This window comes from Kangiella taiwanensis (assembly GCF_020005165.1).
Classification (GTDB): domain Bacteria; phylum Pseudomonadota; class Gammaproteobacteria; order Enterobacterales; family Kangiellaceae; genus Kangiella; species Kangiella taiwanensis.
Genome location: NZ_JAHCLT010000001.1, coordinates 443,431 through 465,201, shown reverse-complemented (window position 1 = coordinate 465,201; position 21,771 = coordinate 443,431). Strand labels below are relative to the sequence as shown.

The window sequence follows — 21,771 nt, the reverse complement described above, 5'->3', positions numbered from 1 at the left end:
TATACTGGCTCTGCCTGGACTGTTCGTCAGTAGCGACCGTCCTCGAGCCGATAATTGTTATTTAGGGATTCCTCAATGTGGGTGTTGCGCAAGTCCGCTTAGACCGGAAAGCCTGATCCCGCACATGGTTTCCCCCCTTGAAACTCCGGGTTTCAGGGCTATTACCTACAACGGCAGTCTGGGTTTCTATGAACGAATTTGTTGCACAAAAAAACTATATTCGTACTCGAATTAAGCACGAACGGCAAAATCTTACCTCGCCATTCATGCAACGTGCTGCTATTGCGCTTCTTGGTCACGTTTCTAAATCTCAACTGATTGAAAATCACGAAAACATTGCTTTTTATCTGCCAGTTGGCGGTGAAATTAGTTGCATGCCCATTATCGAATACGCGCTGTCCCTCAGCAAAAAGTGTTATGTCCCGAAAATTCGTACTGGTCGAAAACGGTCCATGTGGTTCCTGCCTTACGAAGGCCGAGATTCAGTCGAAAAAGGTAAATATGGCATCCTAGAGCCAACAGCAAGTCCGAGCCAAGCACTACCTATCAGCGAGCTATCTTTAGTGTTCATGCCTTTGGTTGCTTTTGATAATTCGGGGAACCGACTAGGCATGGGGGGCGGGTATTACGATACTGTTTTTGGCCATCTTAGCGCCAATAAACGTCCTCAATTGATTGGATTGGCCTATAATTTACAGAAAGTCCCTCAAGTGCCCACAGAAAAGTGGGATATAAAAATGGATGGCGTGATTACGCCCAATCATTACCTTCGTTTTGTCGAATAATAATTTGACTCTCCTCTCTTTATCTCCGCCCTAACAATTTCCTCTGCCATGTTTTATACTTGGCCCATCATCAATACACTACACGAGCATTATGGCCTACTGGTTAATGAAATCTGAGCCGGATGTCTTTGGCATCGAGCACTTAAAAGCCCTTCCTAAAAAAACTGATCACTGGGATGGTGTGCGCAATTATCAAGCACGCAATATGATGCGTGATGAAATGAAAGTCGGTGACCAAGTGTTTTTCTATCACTCCAACTGCAAACCGCCCGCGATCGTAGGCATCATGGAAGTGACAAAAGAAGGTTATGTTGATCATACCGCGTTCGATCCTGATGAGAAGTATTATGATCCTAAAAGTGACCCCGAGAAGCCGCGCTGGTATATGGTCGACGTCACCCATGTTCGCGATCTAAAGCGTGAAATCCCACTGGATGAGCTGAAAAGCTATCCAGAACTCTCGGACATGCGCTTGGTTCAGAAAGGCAATCGCTTATCAATTATGCCGATCGAAAAGAAAGAATGGGACTTCATTCTAAGCATTGAGGACGACCAATCATGACACAAGATGAACTTAAAGCCCTAGTTGGCAAAGCTGCCATCGACTATGTTGAAGAAGGAACTATTGTCGGCGTTGGAACAGGCTCAACAGTGAATTTTTTTATTGATAAGCTAGCCAAGATTAAGCATAACATCCAAGGTGCTGTTTCTAGTTCCGACGCTTCTACAGAGCGACTAAAGTCTCATGGCATTGAAGTCTTTGAGCTGAACGATGTTGATCGCATTCCGGTGTATGTCGATGGCGCTGATGAATCGAATCACCTCCTAGAGTTGATCAAAGGTGGCGGTGGCGCGCTGACACGAGAGAAAATTATTGCAGCTGTTGCTGATAAGTTTGTTTGTATCGCTGATGAATCAAAGCTGGTTCGTCGCTTGGGTGAATTCCCGTTACCTGTTGAAGTGATCCCAATGGCGCGTAGTTACGTTGCCCGTGAAATTGTAAAGCTTGGTGGCGATCCGGTATACCGTCCAGGCTTCACCACGGACAATGGCAACGTTATTTTGGACGTTCATAGCCTTGAAATTAACGAGCCAATTAAATTAGAACGCATCCTTAACAATATCGTTGGTGTTGTTACGAATGGCCTATTCGCTGAAAGAGCAGCAGATGTGTTATTGCTTGGTAAGCAAGACTCGGTAGAAACAATCACTCGATAGTTCTTACGCTATTTTCAAACAATTAAGCCCCACTTAAAGCGGGGCTTTTTTAACTTAGAGTTACTTTAACTTTGTATACTGTACTTATCCATCAAGCTATACAGCGTTGGTCTTGTCAGTCCCAACAACTTCGCTGCTTGAGAAATATTCCCATCAGCTAATACAATAGCCCGTTGAATAGCTCGCGTTTCCGCAGCTTCACGCACCTGCCTCAAGTTCAATGGCATTTCTCTCAACTGTGACTCATCAATTTGTAAGTCCTCGGGCGAGATTTGCGTATTATCCGACATGACAACAGCACTTTTAATCTTATTCTCAAGTTCGCGCACATTGCCAGGCCAAGAATACGCTTCCATCGCCTGAACCGCCGATTTAGTAAAGCCTCGGATATTACGCCCAAACTGTTTGTTAAACTTATTGAGCATAGCGCGTGCAATGAGTACCACGTCGCCATCACGCTCAGCCAAAGGTGGTATTGCGATATTAATTTCGTTTAACTTGTAGTATAAATCTTCACGGAACTTGCCCTCTTGCACTTGTTGCTCGAGTTGACTGTTTGCCGAACAGATCACGCGTAAAGCTACGGGTTGTGCCTCACGACTGCCGACTCGCTCAACGACACCTTCCGACAGTACACGCATGAACTTGGCTTGTAGCGACATCGGCATCATACCGACTTCATCCAAGAACAAGGTTCCCTCATTAGCTTCTTCTATTTTACCTTTACTGCTTGATTGCCCTTTACTAAACCCCGTTGCATCATAACCAAACAGTTCCGTTTCTAATAAGTTTTCTGGTATTGCCGCACAGTTTAAATAGACAAAAGGCTTGTCATCTTTTTTACTCAAGTTGTGTACTGCACGCCCCAGAACTTCTTTACCCGTCCCACTATCGCCTTCCAACATTACATTCAGATCTGTTGGAGCCACTTTTTCAATTTTTTGACACACCGCCAACATTTTCGGGCTAGTCGCAACTATGCCGTGGAAACGCATGTTTTCATTTCGACGATATACGCGACTTTCTTCTTCTAAATTCGCTAACTCAAAGGCCCGGTTTATAATCAGCTTCAATTCTTCAGGTTGAATTGGTTTATGGTAATAATCATAGGCGCCAAGCTCTACTGCCTTCATCGCCACTTCGCGCTCGTCATTCCCTGTTACGACAATAATTTTACTGGATGGTGATAATTTGAGGATGTCCTCTAATAACTCTAAACCAGCGCTCGCATTCGCTGGATCGGGCGGTAAGCCTAGATCAAGTGTGATCACTTTGGGTTGGAAGCGCCTTAGCTCTACCAATGATGAATCCTTATCTTCAGCCAGCACCACATGATATTCATCAAAAGACCACTTAAGCTGTTTCTGCAAGCCTTTGTCATCTTCAATGACTAATAATTCTGGTTTATTTTGTGCCATATTCCCCATCCCTCTCTCCCTCTGGAGAGGCTAATATCGCGATACAATGCGTACCTTGATTAACTTCACTATGAATAATTAAATCACCACCGAAGCTTTGTAGCAAATAACGGCACTGATAAACTCCAATGCCAATCCCTGCATTACCCTTGGTAGTCGCAAAAGGCTTGAACAGTTGCTTCCTCATAAACTCACTATCCATGCCCGTTCCTTGGTCATAAATATGCCAATGAACTTGCTCATCTTTTAGTTCTATCCGATGCGTTACTAGGCTGTGTTTATCACTCGCCTCTAAGCCATTTTGGTGCAAATGTTGAATAACGTTGAGTAATGCATCCTTTTCAGCAATGATTTTTACTTGCGGCACTTCTCCAGTCCACTTCAATCGCTCGGCGTGTTTCTTGAACTCATTAACTAAAGTTGTCAGGTCGCAAACTTTCTTTAATTCAGAGGCTGCTCGGCCACGTTTCAGCTGGCTTAGCATTTTGTTAAGACGATTGGTTGCACTAGCCACGGTGTCAAAGGCATCATCAACAAATTCCTGGTTGTCTCTGTACCGCTCAGCATTGTGTGTAATCAGTTCTAACTGTGCGGTAACGTTTTTAATATCATGCACCACAAAAGCTGATAAACGGTTAAATGCATCAAAATGCTGCTGCTCATAAATTTGAGTTGTCGCTTCAAACATTGCGAGATAACTCGCCATCTGTAGCCCTGCAGCTTTAAGCAAGTCATGGTCTTCCCAATTCAGAATAGGCTTACTGTAACTGGCGGCAAGGCCTACAATACCAATCAACTCATCATTTCTTCTGAGAGGAATGAAAATTCTATGATTACGAAACAAGTTATCACTCAAGTCGATATCTAAGCTACGATAGATATCAGCGTTCTTTTGGTACTCTTGGATGTCGATAACCCAGTTAGTTTTATCCATAAAGTCACTTAACGACCGCGGTAATTGGTAACTCATGTCTTCAGCTAGTGGCGACTCCCAGTGGTCGATAAAAGCAAAGCTATCATTACGCAAGCTCCATAATTTACCGGCTGGACTATCAATAATGTTACCGATAGCTTTGATTGATAACTGGTAGTAATTGCCTGTGACGTTTGCTTCATCCAAAGCACGATTGAATCGAATCCAGCTTTCCCGGTAATCGTACTTGTAAGCCGAAAATAATTTTCGATAGAGAATTTTTAACTGACCAAAAAATCGTTTTTTGTATGCCAGCACCATAAAGCCAACGCCAGCAGTTAACAGAAACGCTAAAGCTAACTCAGCGTTGCGAGTCATGACTTCTATCAAAATGTAGCCGACGACGGCAATCCAGCAATAAATAGCAAAGACGTTTAAGCCACTTTCTGGTCGGTATCGCGGTAATGCCTCGTTCAACTGGAATCGGCTATGCTCAATACCCTGCAGGTGGATAATGCTAAAACTGATAGCAAGAGCCGTCACGATCGCTCGAGAAATATCCAAGACCTCTGGGTTTCTCGACTCGTCTAGCATAAAGACCAGCATACACATCAAGTCCCAGACAAGAATAAAGCCGATCGCTCCTGCTAACGTAGCAATTTCTCTGCGATACGTTTCAGCGAATTGATTACCCGCTATTTCAACGAGGTGGAGTAACAATAGCAGGATAAGGCCAGCAAACCCTGGGTTCATGAGTACTGCTATCGTCCCTAAGTCTTGATACTGAATAAACAACCAAGCAGCTAGCACCACGCATACGGCGCCGTTAACCCAAAGGTTTGGTCGCGCAAACTTCCACATAAAAAGTGCTAAAGTGCAGAAAAAACCGAACAGTCGGACCCATTCAACCAGCCAGAACGGCAGATGGTAAGTTTGCTCAACTAATTTTGCGCCACTCCACAGGGTGAGTGTCAGCGCAACCACGATCAATGGCCAGAACAACGCAATACGCCGCCAGCGCATCAAGGTCATTACTAAGAGATAGATTGCCAGCACAATACTGGCGATAAAACCTGCCATGGCAAATCATTTGTTTGAATGAATCTTTGTTATAAAAGAATTGGCTCTAAAGATCCACTCTTTAAGCCTTAAAAATCAATAATATAGTGGTTATTGAGAAGTGTAATAAAGTGCTAGATTGCCGTTGCAGCTTGCTGGATTTCGACAAACTCAGTTAACGACTGAACAGTTTCGAATACGTCACCTGACAACTCATCATCAGGGATTTCAATACCAAAATCCTCTTCGATTTGCATCAAAATGGAGACAATTGCCATTGAATCAAACTCAGGTAGGTTGCCAATAAGTTGAGTGTCTGCAGACAGCTCGTCAGCAGATAGCGACAAAGTGTCGCTTAACAAATCAATCATTTTATTGATGTTCACTTCATATGCCATGTGGCAACTCTCCTCAAAACAAGGCCGATCACAGCCTCAAAAACAACAAAACTCAGCCTTTAGGGGCTAAGTGGCGGCAAATTGTAGCAAAAACAACCCATACAAACACCTTTTTTGTCATCCAATCGCAATAATTTACAGAAACACTTTCTATCGCTTTTTTGATTTGCTTAAATAAACCTCATCTGACCATTTAACTTTTATCAAAACAAGGAACGCACTCGCGAACTGTTATGCCTACGAATACGTCATATAACAAGCAAGACCTTAAAGTATTGTTACTAGAAGGGGTACATCCTGTCGCCGAAGATATTTTTCGCCGGGATGGTTATGACAATGTGACTTACCACAAAACGGCACTGTCCGAATCCGAGTTGTTAGACACTATTCGTGACTATCACTTCATTGGTATTCGCTCGCGCAGTCAGTTAACTGAAAGTGTCCTCAACGCAGCTAATAAGTTAGTAGCTGTTGGCTGCTTTTGTATTGGCACCAATCAAGTTAATCTCGATGCAGCACAAAGTAGAGGCATTCCTGTCTTTAACGCACCCTATTCCAATACCCGTAGCGTTGCGGAACTGGTTCTAGGTGAAATGATCATGCTACTACGCGGAATTCCTGCGAAAAACGCAGCAGCCCACCGTGGTGAATGGCATAAAAGTGCTGCTCAATCTAACGAAGCTCGTGGTAAAACGCTAGGTATTATTGGCTATGGTCATATCGGTACTCAACTTGGTATCTTAGCCGAGGGGATCGGCATGAAAGTTCGCTTCTTTGATATTGAAAATAAGCTGACGCTGGGTAACGCCGAACAAGTTGCAGAACTGAATGATTTGCTGTCTTCATCAGACGTTGTCAGTCTACATGTTCCTGAAACCCCTGAAACAAAAGGCATGATGGGGCAAACACAAATTGCTCAGATGAAGCAGGACAGTATTTTAATCAACGCTTCCCGAGGAACCGTGGTTGATATCGATGCTCTAGCTCAAGCACTAGAAGATAAACGCCTCGCTGGCGCTGCGATTGACGTGTTTCCGACTGAGCCAAAGTCAAATAGTGAAGAATTCCAATCACCATTAAGGGCGTTTGATAATGTTATATTGACGCCACATATTGGCGGTAGCACACAAGAAGCCCAAGAAAATATTGCGATTGAAGTTGCTGATAAGATGATTAAATACAGCAATAACGGCTCAACCATGTCAGCGGTAAACTTCCCGCAGGTGTCGCTACCGGAGCATGATAATCGTCATCGTATTCTGCATATTCACCACAACCGTCCTGGTGTTTTGACCCAAATCAACCAGATCCTGTCTGAGAATAACGTCAACATCTCAGGCCAGTATTTGCAAACTCAAGGCGATCTTGGTTATGTGGTCACTGACATCGAAGATGGTTCGAGTCAGACGGCTTTAGATAAAATGCGTCAAATCGAAGGAACGATTCGGGCTAGGATTTTATACTAGCGGTCAAACCGCTAGTATAAATATATTGCTCTAGGTTTTGTAAATTAATTTGACGATTTTACTTTCTTTATTTTTAGGCTTAAAAGTACTAAGGAAATCCAACTTATCGGTGGTATTATCAGTCCTAAAAAGAAATTCAGCACCCCTATACTCTTTGGGTTTTCAGCAATCCCTTTTGATAAAAAGTACCCTAATGTACCTGATATCACAGCCCAAATAGAGGTAACCATTAGGTAAGTTAGTGCATCAAATTTCATTAATATTGTAACCTCTTATAAACACATACAGTTCCACCTGGCTCATTATAGCAGTATACTTCTACTCTGCCTCCACTACCGCCATAAGTGATCGGTATGCCATTCATTTCGGCCCATTGTAACCAACGACTTAAACTATCATCATGAGTTGTGAACTCGCCATAATACCCATTAAAATCAGCTTGGCTATCAGGAATGCTATTCCCATTACCATCCCTAACTGAACCTTCTACGTATTCAAAAAGAAGTGACTCAGTTGCCCCAATAAGCTTCATGTCTACTTTACTTCCATCTGCAAAATGTATAGTTACAATTATTTGTGTATCTGAAGTAATAAGCCCTACTATAGAACTAGCCACTGTTAAGTAATAAGCTGCGTATTCTACAATATTAGTATCGTTAACAATGTAGTCACTTATTCTGCTTTCGAGCGCAGTATGACTTCCTCCTCTCAAGTCAAAGGCGCTACCATCGGGGTAGTCAATCTTTTGACTGTCAATTGCTCCCTTTAAATCATTATACGATGCAACCAAATCATTAAATTTATTAACAAAAGATGACTCGGGAGTTGTTTCAAATGCGGTTTTAAAAACTCCTGTAGGGAAGGCTGGGTCAGTTTCCAAAAATACGCTATAACGCTTTAATAAGTTATTTTTAACGTCCACAATATAAACATCCCAATTCCCGTAGTATGCATTCTTTGGGATAACTTGATAAGCTTTTTGCTTATATTGATAAGTGGCACAATTATGACACTCGTACACAGCATCAGCAGCTTTTGCATCAGAAACAAATACTAAGGTCAAAAATAATAGCGTGATAAAATACAGCTTTTCATATTGATCCTTTTCTTTTATATTGATATCCCTAGAGCGCGAAAATCTTATTATTTCCTTAAAGGTAAGTCAATAAAGTTTTCAAAAAAGGCCAGCAAATTGCTGGCCTTTTTAAAACATCGACAATACGATTATTTAACGCGAGGATCAAGTTTGCCTGCTTTATAATCCGCAGCCATTTGCTCCATGTTAATCGGCTTAATTTTAGCCGCATTACCCGCCGTGCCGAACGACTCATAGCGTGCTTTACAGATCGCTTGCATCGCGTCTTGAGCTGCTTTGTTATATTTGCGTGGATCAAACTCTTTCGGGTTGTGCTTCAAGAATTTACGAACCGCACCTGTTGCTGCTAAGCGTAAGTCAGTATCGATGTTCACTTTACGCACACCGTGCTTGATGCCTTCTTGAATTTCTTCAACTGGCACGCCGTAAGTTTCTCCTAAGTCTCCACCGTATTCGTTGATCACTTTCAACCAGTCTTGTGGTACTGACGAAGAGCCGTGCATCACTAGGTGCGTGTCAGGGATACGCTCGTGAATTTCTTTAATGCGCTTAATCGAAAGCACGTCGCCCGTTGGTGGACGCGTAAACTTGTAAGCACCGTGGGAAGTACCGATGGCAATCGCTAATGCATCAACGCCCGTATCTTTTACGAACTGCGCTGCTTCTTCTGGATCCGTTAACAACTGATCCATGCTCAACTTGCCTTCCGCGCCTGAACCGTCTTCTTCGCCAGCCATACCAGTTTCTAATGAACCTAAGCAGCCAAGCTCACCCTCGACTGACACGCCACACGCGTGTGCCATATCAACCGCTAACTTCGTCACACGTGCGTTATACTCATAGCTCGCTGGCGTTTTCATGTCTTCTTCAAGTGAACCGTCCATCATGACTGATGAGAAGCCTAATTGAATCGACTGCTGACAAATCGCTGGCGACGCACCGTGGTCTTGGTGCATACACACTGGAATATGCGGGAACTCTTCTGTCGCCGCCAAAATCAAGTGACGAAGGAAGTTTGAACCAGCGTACTTACGTGCGCCCGCTGACGCTTGAACGATAACAGGACTATCAGTTTCATCCGCAGCCTGCATCACCGCACGCATTTGCTCAAGGTTATTCACGTTAAATGCCGGAATACCGTAATCATTTTCTGCTGCATGATCCAGTAATTGGCGTAATGTAATTAATGCCATCTTGTTATCCTCTTAAACTCTTAACTGTTTAATATTTAAATTCTTCACGCACTGCCAGTTAGTTTTCAAAAAGCTACTTAGCGCGCTCTTCTAAAATTGCTACTGCTGGCAACTCTTTGCCTTCTAGAAACTCTAAGAAAGCACCGCCTCCCGTCGAAATGTACGATACCTTATCTTTGATACCATACTTATCAACTGCCGCTAATGTGTCACCGCCACCAGCAATTGAGAATGCACCGCTTTCGGCAATGGCTTTTGAAATTGCTTCGGTACCTGCACCAAACTGATCAAATTCAAAAACACCGACAGGGCCATTCCACACAATAGTTTTGGCGTCTTTTAGTACTTCAGCTAGATGCTCCGCTGACTTTGGACCAATATCAAAAATCATATCGTCTTCAGCCACGTCGTCTACTGACTTAGTCTCTGCCGCTGCTGTTTCTGAGAACTCTTTACCTGTCACAACGTCTACTGGTACTGGAATCTCGCCGCCTTTTGCTTGCGCCTGTTCAATTAAACGCTTTGCTTCAGGGATCAAATCTTCTTCACACAAAGACTTGCCTACTGGCTTACCCGTCGCAGCAATAAAGGTATTGGCGATACCGCCGCCAACGATTAACTGATCAACCACTGTTGAAAGTGATTCAAGAACCGTTAGCTTAGTCGACACTTTTGAACCGCCAACAATCGCCACCATTGGGCGTGCTGGATTATCCAAAGCTTTACCTAGTGCTTCCAACTCACCTGCTAGCAAAGGACCTGCGCATGCCACTGGTGCAAACTTGGCTACGCCGTGAGTCGACGCTTGCGCTCGGTGCGCTGTGCCAAATGCATCATTCACAAAAACATCGCACAATTCCGCGTACATTTTTGAGAGGCGCTCATCATTGGCTTTTTCGCCAACGTTGCAACGAACGTTTTCAAAAACAACCACTTCGCCGTCTTCAACTTCAACACCGTCTAGGTACTCACTGACCAAGCGTACTGGCGCATCAAGTAAATTATCCAAATACTCAGCGATCAGCTTCATCGAATCTTTTTCTGTCAGCACACCTTCGGTCGGACGACCACGGTGCGACATCACCATGACCTTTGCGCCTTTTTCCAAGGCCAACTTAATCGTTGGCAACGACGCCTGAATTCGGACATCGCTGCTAATCTTGCCATCTTTAACCGGCACATTCAGATCTTCACGAATCAGTACGCGCTTACCCTTAAGATCCAAATCGGACATTCTTAAAACGTTCATGTTTTAGAACCTTTATTCAAAGTATTTCTATATTCTGAAAAACGCAAAAGACTTTCCGAAAAAAGCCTTTTATTTTATTCATCTTCGGCGGGCCAAGACCCACCCTACATACTGGTTATTTAAGTTAGGATTTTTGTTCTTTAGGCGAGGCATCTGCTATTTTTGCAGGGTGCGTGTACTACAGTACATAAGCACGAAAAAATAGCAGATAACAAAGCATAAAAACAAAAAGGCAACTTAAACACTCATCATCTTGATGGCAACATCCAGCATTCTGTTCGAGAAGCCCCACTCGTTATCATACCAAGTAACCACTTTAACCAAGTTACCGTCCATAACACGTGTCTGGCCTGCGTCGAAAGTTGATGATGCTGGGCTGTGGTTAAAGTCGATAGACACTAATGGCTCGTCGTTGTAATCCAGTACGTGACCATCTGCTGCTTTTTTAACGATTTCGTTAATTTCTTCAGCCGTTGTATCGCGACCTGCAGTGAAAGTTAAATCTACGCACGAAACATTGATCGTTGGTACGCGCATGGCGAAACCGTCCATCTTGCCGTTCAATTCTGGAAGCACTAAACCTACCGCTTTTGCCGCACCCGTTTTTGTTGGGATAATGCTTTGCGCTGCTGCACGCGCACGACGTAAGTCAGAGTGTTGGTTATCAATTAATTTCTGATCGTTAGTGTAAGCGTGGATCGTGTTCACTAGACCTGACTTGATGCCAACTGTGTCGTTTAATACTTTCGCTAAAGGCGCCAAGCAGTTTGTTGTACACGAAGCGTTTGATACTACTTTGTGCTCTGGTTTTAAGATGTCATCGTTAACGCCGAACACCACTGTCGCGTCTACATCTGCTGCACCTGGCGCAGAAATTAAAACTTTCTTTGCCCCACCTTTGAAGTGCTTAGAAGCGCCTGCTTGATCTTTAAATACGCCAGTACATTCGAAAACGACGTCTACGTCTTGGTCACCCCAAGGAATCAACTCAGGATTACGCTCAGCGTACAACTTAATTTTATCGCCATTAACGATTAGGTGATCACCGTCAGTCGAAACGTCAGCATTAAAACGACCGTGAGTGGTGTCGTATTTGGTTAAATGCTTCGTTGTTTCCGCTGGGTGTGAAGAGTTGATCGCTACAACTTCGATACGGTCACGGTAACCGTGCTCATAGATTGCGCGTAACGCTGTACGACCAATACGACCATAACCATTAATTGCTACTTTAACTGTCATTTGATTCTCCAAATCTTTTCAGTTTAGGGCTTATTTTGTAACCACGCTAAGCAGGTCAGCTCCATGAGCATATCAACGTCATGGGTGCTTCCCGACTCGTTATGATTAGTCCAGTAAGCCACCTTCATCTAACATGTCTTCAGCCACAGCTAAAACGTTCTCCACTGTAAAACCGAAATGCTCAAATAAATCACCTGCTGGCGCTGACTCACCGAAGCTTGTCATGCCAACGATCTGGCCTTCAAGGCCAACATACTTGTACCAGTAATCTGCAATCGCAGCTTCAATCGCAATACGCGCTGGGACGTCCGCCGGCAATACGCTTTCTTTATAACTCGCATCTTGCGCGTCGAACGTGTCAGTCGATGGCATTGATACCACGCGAACCTGTTTACCCTTAGCCGTTAATTGTGCTGCGACTTCAACCGCAAGACTGACTTCAGAGCCAGTGGCGATCAAAATCAGTTCAGGCTTTTCGTCGCTATCTACTAGAACGTAAGCACCTTTAGCCACATCCGCTAGTTGTTGGTCGTTACGTTCTTGATGCGGCAAACCTTGGCGACTTAAGCTCAACGCTGTCGGCCCATCACGACGCTCAATGGCTACTTTCCACGCGACGGCTGTTTCAACCGCATCACAAGGACGCCATACCGAGCAGTTCGGTGTCGTACGTAAGTTTGCCAATTGTTCGATTGGCTGGTGTGTTGGACCATCTTCACCCAGACCGATAGAGTCATGCGTAAACACATATATAGCTTGCTGTTTCATCAATGCAGCCATACGCACGGCATTGCGTGCATACTCCATAAAGATTAGGAAGGTACCGCCATACGGCATTAAACCACCGTGCAGTGCCATGCCGTTCATGATGGCGCACATACCAAATTCGCGAACGCCATAGTACAAATAGTTGCCGCTGGCGTCTTTCGCTGTAATACCTGTAGATTGCTCATTAATCGTCAGGTTAGAGCCTGCCAAATCCGCAGAGCCACCTAACATTTCAGGCAATAAAGGTGCGTAAGCATTTAACGCCATCTGTGATGCCTTACGACTTGCAACCGTTTGGCCTTCGTCTTGCAGTTGCTTAATATACTTATCCGCTTCTGCTGCAAAGTTGTCCGGTAGGCGCTTATCCAAACGACGCTTTAATTCATCTGCAAGCTCTGGATGCGCTTCTCGATAAGCAACAAACTTCTGATCCCAGTCACTTTCTAACTGCTGGCCCGCATCACGTTTATTCCATGCACCAGCGATATCTGCTGGAATTTCGAAGGAAGCATGAGGCCAGTTCAATTCTTTACGCGCCAATTCGATTTCATCATCGCCTAGCGGTGCGCCGTGGCACGACTCTTTACCTTGCTTGTTTGGCGAGCCGAAACCAATCACCGTTTTACAGCAAATCAGTGTTGGGCGGCTGTCGTCAGCACGCGCTTCTTCAATCGCTTTCTTGACCGCCTCAGGATCATGCCCATCAACGTCGGCAATCACTTGCCAGCCGTACGATTCGAAACGCTTTGGCGTATCATCTGAGAACCAACCGTCAACTTCACCGTCAATTGAAATACCATTGTCATCCCAAAATGCAATCAGCTTACCAAGCCCTAGAGTACCGGCTAGTGAGCACACTTCGTGGGAAATACCTTCCATCATGCAGCCATCACCCATGAAAACATAGGTAAAGTGGTCGATAATGTCGTGATCAGGGCGATTAAATTGAGCCGCTAATGTTTTCTCAGCAATAGCAAAACCCACTGCGTTGGCAATGCCTTGGCCTAACGGACCTGTAGTCGTTTCAACGCCCGGCGTGTAGCCATACTCAGGGTGACCTGGAGTTTTCGAGTGTAATTGCCTGAAATTCTTAATATCTTCGATGCTGACATCGTACCCTGTAAGGTGCAATAACGAATAGACCAACATCGAGCCATGACCATTCGACATCACGAAACGATCGCGATTGACCCAGTCTGGATTACTTGGATTGTGGTTTAAAAAATCACTCCAAAGAACTTGAGCGATATCAGCCATCCCCATTGGGGCGCCAGGGTGACCTGACTTGGCTTTTTGGACGGCATCCATGCTGAGCGCACGGATTGCATTGGCTAATTGAAAACGACTCGGCGTGTCATTACCAGAAGTGGGCATCGAATCTCCTAACAGATATGAGTAAGGCCAGCAATTTTTGGGCGCTTATTGTCTCAAACCGTGCTCGGCCAATCAAATAAATTGGGCGTTTTTTGCTCAAATTAACGATCTTTTGCTACTGATGCCAGCAGAATGCTTGGATTACCCCTCTTCTTCTTCGTCCATATCCTGCAAAATATTAAATAAACTACACTCTGGGTCAGTCAGCATCGCTTCAATCTCCCACGGCGGTACTGGCTTACTGAAAATGTACCCTTGTATCTCTTCACAGTTCATAGCCTGAAGCGCTTCAACTTGTAACTTGGTTTCAACCCCCTCTGCAACCACCATAATCCCCAAGTTATGCGCCAAAGTCACTATTGATGCTACTAACTTTTGGTCACGCTCAGAGTCTTCCAAATCCCAGACGAACGAACGGTCAATCTTTAAGGTATCAATCGGGAAGTCCTTCAGGTTACCCAATGATGAGTAGCCGACACCAAAATCATCCAAAGCAAGGCTAATACCCATGTCTTTTAGGGTCTTCATTTGTTGGATAGAGTGAGCCAAATCCTGCATCACCATCCCTTCCGTGATTTCAAACTCCAAAGCTGAAGCATCGATTTTCGCAATATGAAGTGCCGTTTTTACCGTTTCCCACAAATTTTCATGATAAAACTGCACTGCCGATAGATTCACCGCAACTTTACCGTCATAAATCCCTCGATTTTTCCAGTCCCGTAACTGCAAACACGCCTTCTCAACCACTTTCTGACTAATCGGAATAATGAAGCCAGCTTCTTCTGCCAAAGGAATAAACTCGGTAGGCATGACAAGACCACGATTCGGGTTACGCCAGCGCACAAGCGCTTCCATACTGGTGATCTTGCCGGTTTTGAGGCTGACCTTAGGCTGATAAAAGACCACAAACTCATCTTTTTCAATTGCTTGGCGAAGTTCGCTCTCAAGGTTGATTCGAAGTTGAGCCTGCTCGTTCATCTGCCGCGTGTAGAACTGATAGGTGTTTTTACCTTTCTTCTTAGCGTAATACATTGCCATATCGGCATTTTTAAGCAATTCTTCAGCACTTTCGCCATTTTCTGGGTACATCACAATGCCAATACTCGGCGAGACAACAACCTCAGCACTAGAAAGAGATAACGGCTTGGATAATTGGTCTAAGATGGCTTGGGCATATTTCGCTGGCTGACTCCAAGTATCGACATCACTCAGCACCACAGTGAACTCATCTCCCCCCAGCCGAGCAACAATGCCTTGATTGTCTTCTGTGATCTCCAGCAATGTCTTAGCAACCGAGGTAAGTAACTCATCACCTACCCCGTGCCCCAAGGAATCATTAATCCGCTTGAAGTTATCCAAGTCAATGAACAACAAAGCATGCTGATCTGACTCACCTGATAATGCAAGCAACTCCTCAAAGCGTTGTTTAAAGCTGTTTCGATTACGAAGTCCCGTCAGCTGATCGACCGTTGCCAGACGACGTAACTCTTTCTCAGCTTTTTTGCGGAAGGTAATATCAGAAAACACACCAACATAGTTAATAATATTGCCATCACCATCTCGCACCACGTCGATATTAATTTCTATTGGATAGATCTGCCCATTTTTACGAATAGCTTCTAACTCACCGCTCCAACTGCCTTCTGAAATAAGAACTTCTCTCAGTTCTTCAATAAAATTATCCGGCGCATTAACAATGGCAGACTCTCGAATCGGACGGCCTATCACCTCCTCCGACTCAAAACCTGTGATCTTGGTGTAAGCTTTGTTAACGGCGATGTAATTGTAGTCTTCATCAAGAATCCAGACACCATCTGAAATATTATCGAACGACTTCACCACCATACTTAGCTGTTGTTCTGTATCCTTTAAATCGCTGATATTTTTTAACGTTCCTGCCATCCGTAACGGTTTTTTGTTCTCGCTACGCGCAACAACCTTTCCTCGATCGAGGACCCAGATCCAGCCGCCTCGCTCATTACTAATTCGGTAAGTGCTTTCAAAATGAAGAGATTTACCCGCTAAATGTGCGTTAAGTGCTTGTTTAACATAAGGCATGTCGTTGGGATGAATATTTGAATTCGCCATCGAATATCCACTTCTAATCCCATCCCTTGGAAAATCATAAGGCCACTCGTTCGATAGGTGTAAGGCGCCGGTATTAATTTGCCAATCCCATAACTCGTCGCCACTGCCCCATAAAGATAGCTTTAAACGCTCTTCACTTTCTGCCAACTGCTGCGCTGCAGATTGTCGCTCACGCATCCGCGACCAAATCAAGTAAGAGAACGCGAGTATAATTAAACCTAAAATAAAGCCATACACGGTATAAGCTAGCGGGGACAGCCAAGCCAATGTTTGTACTTCGACTTCAATCTCTGCGGGTTCTTCACTCCAAACACCGTCCTTATTAGCTGCATTAACTTTAAATCGATAGCTTCCAGGCTTGAGGTTTGTATACGTCACACGACGGCTTTTCGCGTCGGTTTCAGTCCAATCATTGTCATAACCTTCCAACATATAGCGGAAACGATTACTCCAAGGATCGGTATAATTGAAGCCGGAAAAGTCAAAACTAACCGCTGTATCTTCTGGATAGATTTTTACTGTATCCGCAATATTTGCAGGCTTTGTCAATCTCGTTTGATGGGAATCACCGACAACAATAGAGTTGTTATTTACCAAAATATCTGTAATCACTGGTTTAGGCGGGTTATCATCTTCCGTGTATGCGGCTGGGTTAAAATAAATGATTCCCGTCATACCGCCGAAAAATAAGTTACCCAATCGGTCTTTTGTGGTGGCGCCAGTATTGAACTCAATAATGGGCTGATCTTCGGTAATCGAAAACTGCGACATGCTGTAATCCGAGGCATCTATTCGGTACAGCCCCCCTCCGGTGCCAGCCCAGATGGTACCTGACTCATCTTTCAATAAAGAATAAACCGTTTCATGCAAATTACTTACGGCATTATTTAACACGGTGTACTGCTGGCTAATTAAATCTAAAACAACTAGGCCATTTCCGAAAGTCCCGACCCACAATCTCGAATCATCATCCATAACCAAACTCAAAACCACATCTTGAGCTTGTGGCGGCAACCCCGTGAACAAATTATCTAACGAAATAAAACTTTCGTCTCGAACATTAAAACGATAGACACCACTATCAGATCCTATCCATAAATAGTCACCTGACGTATCCGGCATTAACACGTTAATGCGGTTATCTCGGTGGTAATTGATATCTACTAAGCGGTATTTTTTTAACGAGTTGTCACTATCCAAACGCCACAAACCTCTTACCGTCCCTAGCCATAAGTACTGGCCATCATAATGCGCCGTTAAAAAGTAATCTTGTGGTTCGGTCGCTCGGTAAATCAGCTCAAAAGATAGGGTGAGTTCATCAAATTTCCATATCGACTGCTCTGCTATGAGCCAATGCCTTCCCGCACCGATCTCAATTAATTTATTGATGCTTTTCCCAACTAGCTCAGGCGGTAAAGTTACTTCTACCGATTCTGCTCCCTCATTGGTTCGCTTTAGTACAGTCAAGCCGCTAACGTCTCCGCCGACTAACAGGTTGTCATAGCTGGTCGCGATAAGTGAATAGGTGACATCGCCTTTTAACATTCCATCGTTACTTGGCGTATGGTCAATGTGGACAAAGTTAATAGCGTTCGGATTAATTTTGTTTAAGTAAGATGAAGAACCAATCCAAATGATGTCGCTACTATCTTGATATAACACATTAATTTTGTTGGTTCCCACGGCGCCAGGTTTGCCATAGATATGCTGATCGATCACTTTGCCATTTTTAAGGGTGAACAGCCCCTTCTTCTGAGTGCCAGCCCATAAGCGACCCTCTTTATCAAAATACAAACTGTTCAGCTTAAGCTCATTATCTTCAAAACCGATATCACTGAGTGATAGCCTCTTAAAACTTTGTTGCTCAGGATCAAACTCAACGATCCCTGTCTGCTGAGACAACATCCAAAGCTTTCCGCTCGGCGTTTCTACGATAGAATCCAACAACCCCAGACTTTGCATAGTTGGATTTTCAATCACCATGAAATGGTTCATGCTGGGAAAATATTGCGCTAGGTCACCGCGAGTCGTTACTAACCAAACTCGCCCCTTGCTATCGACTATGATGTCCTTTACTTCAGACAATGAAGCGGGAACTCGGTGACTTTTCATTATCGGCAAGGTTCTAAAGCCTTTGATCGCCGGATCGTAATATGAAGGACCACTGTAAGTACCAACCCAGATCCCTTGGTTTTTATCCACGGCTAAACTGGATACGAAGTTATCAGCAATAGAAAATGGCTCTTGAGCATTATGGTAAAAATTAATGATTTTCCCTGTGCCTTGCTGAAACAACGCTAAGCCATTTTGTGTCGCTATCCACAAGTCCCCTTCACTATCAATGGCAAGATCTTTAATTCGAGTGCTGGGTAACTGGCTATTTTGTTTATTGAATATTTTAACGCTATAACCATCGAATCGATTAAGCCCGTCTTCTGTACCAATCCAAAGGAAGCCATGTTTATCTTCAACAATCGCTGTCACGGTGCTTTGAGATAGCTCCCCTTCAAGCAAAGCCGCTGCTGCATACTGTGCCTTTGCAGGCAAAGATACCATTAGCAGATAACTACAAAATAGCAGCAGTGGGGTTAGCAGATTCTTGGGCATTAAAATCCTTGTAGGTAAAAGCGTTACCTTAAATATCAGTCTTTAGTTTCAACTAAATTACTTTAAAAATCAAAACTCTGTAACTTAATTTCTCGGCCCATCTATATTATCATCAAAGATAACATTCATGACATGGAGTTCCCCATGAAAAAAATTGCAGTCGTTTTGTCCGGTTCAGGCGTATTTGATGGCGCTGAAATCCATGAAAGTGTCTTGACTTTATTAGCCTTGGAGCGTCATGGCTTTGAATATCAGTGTTTTGCGCCTAATATTGAGCAAATGCACGTCATAAACCACTTAACAGGTGATGTAGCTGAAGGCGAAAGTCGTAACGTCTTAGTCGAAGCGGCACGTATTGCTCGTGGTGATATTATCGATCTGGCCGAAGCTAAAGCACAAGACTTTGATGCCGCCATCTTACCCGGCGGTTTTGGCGCGGCAAAAAATCTATCAGACTTTGCAGTCAAAGGGAGCGATTGTTCCGTTAACTCTGATTTAGTCAGCTTTATCAAAGACTTTGCCAAAGATAAAAAGCCTGTCGGATTTATGTGTATTGCTCCAGCCATGTTGCCGCATATTTATGGTCAAGGCACCCAACTGACGATTGGTACAGACCAAGAAACAGCAGACGCTATCAAAGCCATGGGCGGTGTTCATCAGTCATGCCCAGTCGAAGACATTGTGGTCGATGAAGATAATAACTTAGTCACAACACCAGCCTACATGCTGGCTTCCAGCGTATCAGAAGCAGCTAAAGGTATCGATAAATTGGTTGATAAAATCGCCTTGATGCTCGGCTAAATAGCGTGAGTCCCGACAAATTCTTTTAATTGTTCGAAAGACTCTATCGGCGGATAGCATTGGTGTTCACGGCAACAGTAGGCAGCCATGTCTGCTTTTGCCGGGAACTTCTTCTCCAGTGCCACATCATTTATGCCCTTTTCTAACGCAAAAACCCAGCGTCCAGGGTTTAATCCCGTTGCCAAATACTCATGCCACGAGGGCAACTCGAAGCTTTCCCCTCGCAACACCCATAACTCCAAACCCTTTTGCCAAATATCAAGTAGTCGAATGACAGAAGGGTGCTGTAGTGGTGATTGTTTAGCCTGTGCAGCAGCGCTATGGAGACTATTCTCCACAAAACTCAGCTTTTCTGTATCGTTAGTTAATTCAGCCACCACCCACAATGCCTCCAGCGCCTGAGTCGTGCTACTCGGCATAGCATCATCGCTCCAACTTTTGTGGCGAGTGATCACCGTCTCTTGTTGTTCCGATGTAAAATAAAATCCTCCATTCGCTTGATCCGCAAACTCATGCCACAAGATATCGATGATTTGGGTTAACCAAACCCAATTTTGTTGCGAAAACTGATCACTCAGCGATAGCAATAGTGCTTTCGCTAAATAACCGTAATCATCTAAAAATGCTGGTTGGTAGTGCTTTCCATCTTTGAAACATGCCCACAGTTGTTGTTCACTCCATACTTTGCGTCGTAAAAACTCAATACAACCTTCAATCAACTCATCTGTTACAGCTTTGCTCCCTGCTTTTTTAGCTTGCAACAATCCTTGTACCGTCAGCGCATTCCAGCTGGTTAACAGCTTGTCATCTCGAAACGGTAAGAGTCGCTTATCCCTCACCATTTTCATCTGCTGTCTGGCAGATTCCATTAAAATCGGCGATTGTTTTTCATGAACATTAAGGTCTTTCGCCACCTCACGCCAGGACTGACGAGTCACTAAGTGCCACTTACCCTCGAAGTTCGCCGACTGATTAAGCCCATAATAAGCTTTCGCAAAGCGTTGCTCGTCTTCATTAAGGAACTCCAGTTGCTGAAGCTGCCAGCAATAATACGCACCCTCTCGACTGCGTCCCTGGTCATCCTCACTGTCTGCATCTAGCGCAGAATAAAAGCCGCCTTCCGGTGACAACATTTGCTCTTCAAGCCACCGAATAGTCAAATCTACAGCCTGCATTATGTCGCCATCGGCATAATGTTGTCCTGCTTCTGACAAGAGGCTTAGAAGCTGCCCGTTGTCATACAACATTTTTTCAAAATGAGGAATTTCCCAGCGCTCATCTACACAATAGCGAAAGAAACCTCCTCCCAAATGGTCAAACAAGCCATACTGTCTAAAACCTTTTAAAGACTGGTTAATAGCCTCCGTTATGCCTTGGGCCTGCTCTTTTTCTAGCCACTCTGATTGGGCAAGGTGCAATGCCGCGCTCCAAATCGCGGGTTGAGGAAATTTTGGCGCCCCCTCCATCCCTCCGTGACGAGAATCCGCTCGCTCTATAATGTTCGATGCCAAGACTGATGTCAGCGATACGAGCTCACTGCTACTCCCACCGTCTTGTTCACTACCACCAGCGACCACTTGAAGCGCTTGGCTCAGGCGACCATTTTGCTCATGAATTTCTTGCCGTTGCTCGTTGAACACTTCGCTAATTTTCTGTAACAACTCTGTAAATGCTGGCAACCCAAACTTGGCTTCTTTGGGAAAGTAGGTACCGCTAAAAAAAGGCACCAACGTTTGCGGATCCAGTACTGCGGTCAAAGGCCAACCGCCTGCCTGACGATTGAGCAACTGATGTGCCAACTGGTACGTCTTATCTAAATCCGGACGTTCTTCCCGATCAAGTTTAATATTGATAAACAAATCATTCATTACAGTCGCCACGTCAGGATCTTCGAATGACTCATGTGCCATGACATGGCACCAATGGCAGGATGAGTAACCGACCGACAACAGTATGGGCTTATCCTGTTCTTTCGCTAACGCTAGAACGTCATCGCTCCATTGCTGCCAATGTACAGGGTTATCTTTATGTTGCTGTAGGTAAGGGCTGCTCGCTGCTTTCAAAGTATTTTGCATACTTTTCCTTATCGGGTTGATTAC

Annotated in this window: 15 protein-coding genes and 1 other RNA gene; 6 read left to right on the top strand and 10 right to left on the bottom strand. The window is 44.4% G+C overall.

Annotation, left to right across the window (positions count from 1 at the left end):
- Positions 1-8: 8 nt before the first annotated feature.
- From ssrS to rpiA, 4 genes are all read left to right on the top strand, one after another.
- Positions 9-189, top strand: a non-coding RNA gene (gene ssrS / locus KFK88_RS02230) — 6S RNA.
- A complete protein-coding gene (locus tag KFK88_RS02225) occupies positions 189-785 on the top strand; it encodes a 5-formyltetrahydrofolate cyclo-ligase (protein ID WP_223577026.1) in 597 nt (198 codons plus the stop codon). The genes ssrS and KFK88_RS02225 overlap by 1 nt, the downstream gene beginning before the upstream one ends.
- 91 nt (positions 786-876) lie before the next feature.
- Positions 877-1,347 (top strand): EVE domain-containing protein, encoded by a 471-nt coding sequence (locus KFK88_RS02220; RefSeq protein ID WP_223577025.1) that lies wholly within the window; start codon positions 877-879, stop codon positions 1,345-1,347.
- The gene (gene rpiA, locus KFK88_RS02215) at positions 1,344-2,003 is read left to right on the top strand and encodes a ribose-5-phosphate isomerase RpiA (protein ID WP_223577024.1); all 660 of its coding nucleotides are present in this window, start codon (positions 1,344-1,346) and stop codon (positions 2,001-2,003) included. Before KFK88_RS02220 ends, rpiA begins: the two co-directional genes overlap by 4 nt.
- Before the next feature lie 65 nt (positions 2,004-2,068).
- Here rpiA and prsR read toward each other — a convergent pair whose 3' ends face one another.
- The 3 genes from prsR to KFK88_RS02200 form a co-directional block, all read right to left on the bottom strand.
- Positions 2,069-3,421 carry a PEP-CTERM-box response regulator transcription factor gene (gene prsR / locus KFK88_RS02210; protein ID WP_223577023.1) on the bottom strand — a complete coding sequence of 451 codons (1,353 nt, stop codon included), beginning with the start codon at positions 3,419-3,421 and terminating at the stop codon, positions 2,069-2,071.
- Complete coding sequence (gene prsK / locus KFK88_RS02205; protein WP_223577022.1) at positions 3,408-5,414, bottom strand: XrtA/PEP-CTERM system histidine kinase PrsK; 2,007 nt, start codon at positions 5,412-5,414, stop codon at positions 3,408-3,410. Before prsK ends, prsR begins: the two co-directional genes overlap by 14 nt.
- 113 nt (positions 5,415-5,527) lie before the next feature.
- Complete coding sequence (locus KFK88_RS02200; protein WP_223577021.1) at positions 5,528-5,791, bottom strand: acyl carrier protein; 264 nt, start codon at positions 5,789-5,791, stop codon at positions 5,528-5,530.
- A 233-nt stretch (positions 5,792-6,024) separates the two neighbouring features.
- Between KFK88_RS02200 and serA the strand changes: the two genes are divergently transcribed.
- The gene (gene serA, locus KFK88_RS02195) at positions 6,025-7,257 is read left to right on the top strand and encodes a phosphoglycerate dehydrogenase (protein WP_223577020.1); all 1,233 of its coding nucleotides are present in this window, start codon (positions 6,025-6,027) and stop codon (positions 7,255-7,257) included.
- Between the two features lie 256 nt (positions 7,258-7,513).
- Here serA and KFK88_RS02190 read toward each other — a convergent pair whose 3' ends face one another.
- The 6 genes from KFK88_RS02190 to KFK88_RS02165 form a co-directional block, all read right to left on the bottom strand.
- Positions 7,514-8,320, bottom strand: coding sequence for a hypothetical protein (locus KFK88_RS02190; protein WP_223577019.1), 807 nt, complete (start codon positions 8,318-8,320; stop codon positions 7,514-7,516).
- Positions 8,321-8,481: 161 nt separating this feature from the next.
- Positions 8,482-9,546 (bottom strand): class II fructose-bisphosphate aldolase, encoded by a 1,065-nt coding sequence (gene fba, locus KFK88_RS02185; RefSeq protein WP_223577018.1) that lies wholly within the window; start codon positions 9,544-9,546, stop codon positions 8,482-8,484.
- 73 nt (positions 9,547-9,619) lie between these two features.
- Positions 9,620-10,795, bottom strand: coding sequence for a phosphoglycerate kinase (locus tag KFK88_RS02180; protein ID WP_223577017.1), 1,176 nt, complete (start codon positions 10,793-10,795; stop codon positions 9,620-9,622).
- A gap of 237 nt (positions 10,796-11,032) precedes the next feature.
- Positions 11,033-12,034, bottom strand: a complete 1,002-nt coding sequence (gene gap, locus KFK88_RS02175; RefSeq protein ID WP_046560333.1) for a type I glyceraldehyde-3-phosphate dehydrogenase — start codon at positions 12,032-12,034, stop codon at positions 11,033-11,035.
- A 105-nt stretch (positions 12,035-12,139) separates the two neighbouring features.
- Positions 12,140-14,176, bottom strand: coding sequence for a transketolase (gene tkt / locus KFK88_RS02170; RefSeq protein ID WP_223577016.1), 2,037 nt, complete (start codon positions 14,174-14,176; stop codon positions 12,140-12,142).
- 141 nt (positions 14,177-14,317) lie between these two features.
- Positions 14,318-18,871, bottom strand: coding sequence for an EAL domain-containing protein (locus KFK88_RS02165; protein ID WP_223577015.1), 4,554 nt, complete (start codon positions 18,869-18,871; stop codon positions 14,318-14,320).
- A 144-nt stretch (positions 18,872-19,015) separates the two neighbouring features.
- On the opposite strand from KFK88_RS02165, the gene elbB reads away from it, so the two are divergent.
- A complete protein-coding gene (gene elbB / locus KFK88_RS02160; RefSeq protein WP_223577014.1) occupies positions 19,016-19,672 on the top strand; it encodes an isoprenoid biosynthesis glyoxalase ElbB in 657 nt (218 codons plus the stop codon).
- Here elbB and KFK88_RS02155 read toward each other — a convergent pair.
- Positions 19,669-21,747, bottom strand: a complete 2,079-nt coding sequence (locus tag KFK88_RS02155; protein WP_223577013.1) for a thioredoxin domain-containing protein — start codon at positions 21,745-21,747, stop codon at positions 19,669-19,671. The two genes, elbB and KFK88_RS02155, sit on opposite strands and share 4 nt — an antisense overlap.
- Positions 21,748-21,771 lie beyond the last annotated feature (24 nt).

Bases quoted from the DNA above. Each gene is read 5' to 3' on its own strand.
- KFK88_RS02225 (WP_223577026.1), top strand. From the start codon at position 189: ATGAACGAATTTGTTGCACAAAAAAACTATATTCGTACTCGAATTAAG.
- elbB (WP_223577014.1), top strand. From the start codon at position 19,016: ATGAAAAAAATTGCAGTCGTTTTGTCCGGTTCAGGCGTATTTGATGGC.
- rpiA (WP_223577024.1), top strand. From the start codon at position 1,344: ATGACACAAGATGAACTTAAAGCCCTAGTTGGCAAAGCTGCCATCGAC.
- KFK88_RS02165 (WP_223577015.1), bottom strand. From the start codon at position 18,871: ATGCCCAAGAATCTGCTAACCCCACTGCTGCTATTTTGTAGTTATCTG.
- KFK88_RS02220 (WP_223577025.1), top strand. From the start codon at position 877: ATGGCCTACTGGTTAATGAAATCTGAGCCGGATGTCTTTGGCATCGAG.
- prsK (WP_223577022.1), bottom strand. From the start codon at position 5,414: ATGGCAGGTTTTATCGCCAGTATTGTGCTGGCAATCTATCTCTTAGTA.
- KFK88_RS02155 (WP_223577013.1), bottom strand. From the start codon at position 21,747: ATGCAAAATACTTTGAAAGCAGCGAGCAGCCCTTACCTACAGCAACAT.
- KFK88_RS02200 (WP_223577021.1), bottom strand. From the start codon at position 5,791: ATGGCATATGAAGTGAACATCAATAAAATGATTGATTTGTTAAGCGAC.
- prsR (WP_223577023.1), bottom strand. From the start codon at position 3,421: ATGGCACAAAATAAACCAGAATTATTAGTCATTGAAGATGACAAAGGC.
- gap (WP_046560333.1), bottom strand. From the start codon at position 12,034: ATGACAGTTAAAGTAGCAATTAATGGTTATGGTCGTATTGGTCGTACA.
- tkt (WP_223577016.1), bottom strand. From the start codon at position 14,176: ATGCCCACTTCTGGTAATGACACGCCGAGTCGTTTTCAATTAGCCAAT.
- KFK88_RS02180 (WP_223577017.1), bottom strand. From the start codon at position 10,795: ATGAACGTTTTAAGAATGTCCGATTTGGATCTTAAGGGTAAGCGCGTA.
- fba (WP_223577018.1), bottom strand. From the start codon at position 9,546: ATGGCATTAATTACATTACGCCAATTACTGGATCATGCAGCAGAAAAT.
- serA (WP_223577020.1), top strand. From the start codon at position 6,025: ATGCCTACGAATACGTCATATAACAAGCAAGACCTTAAAGTATTGTTA.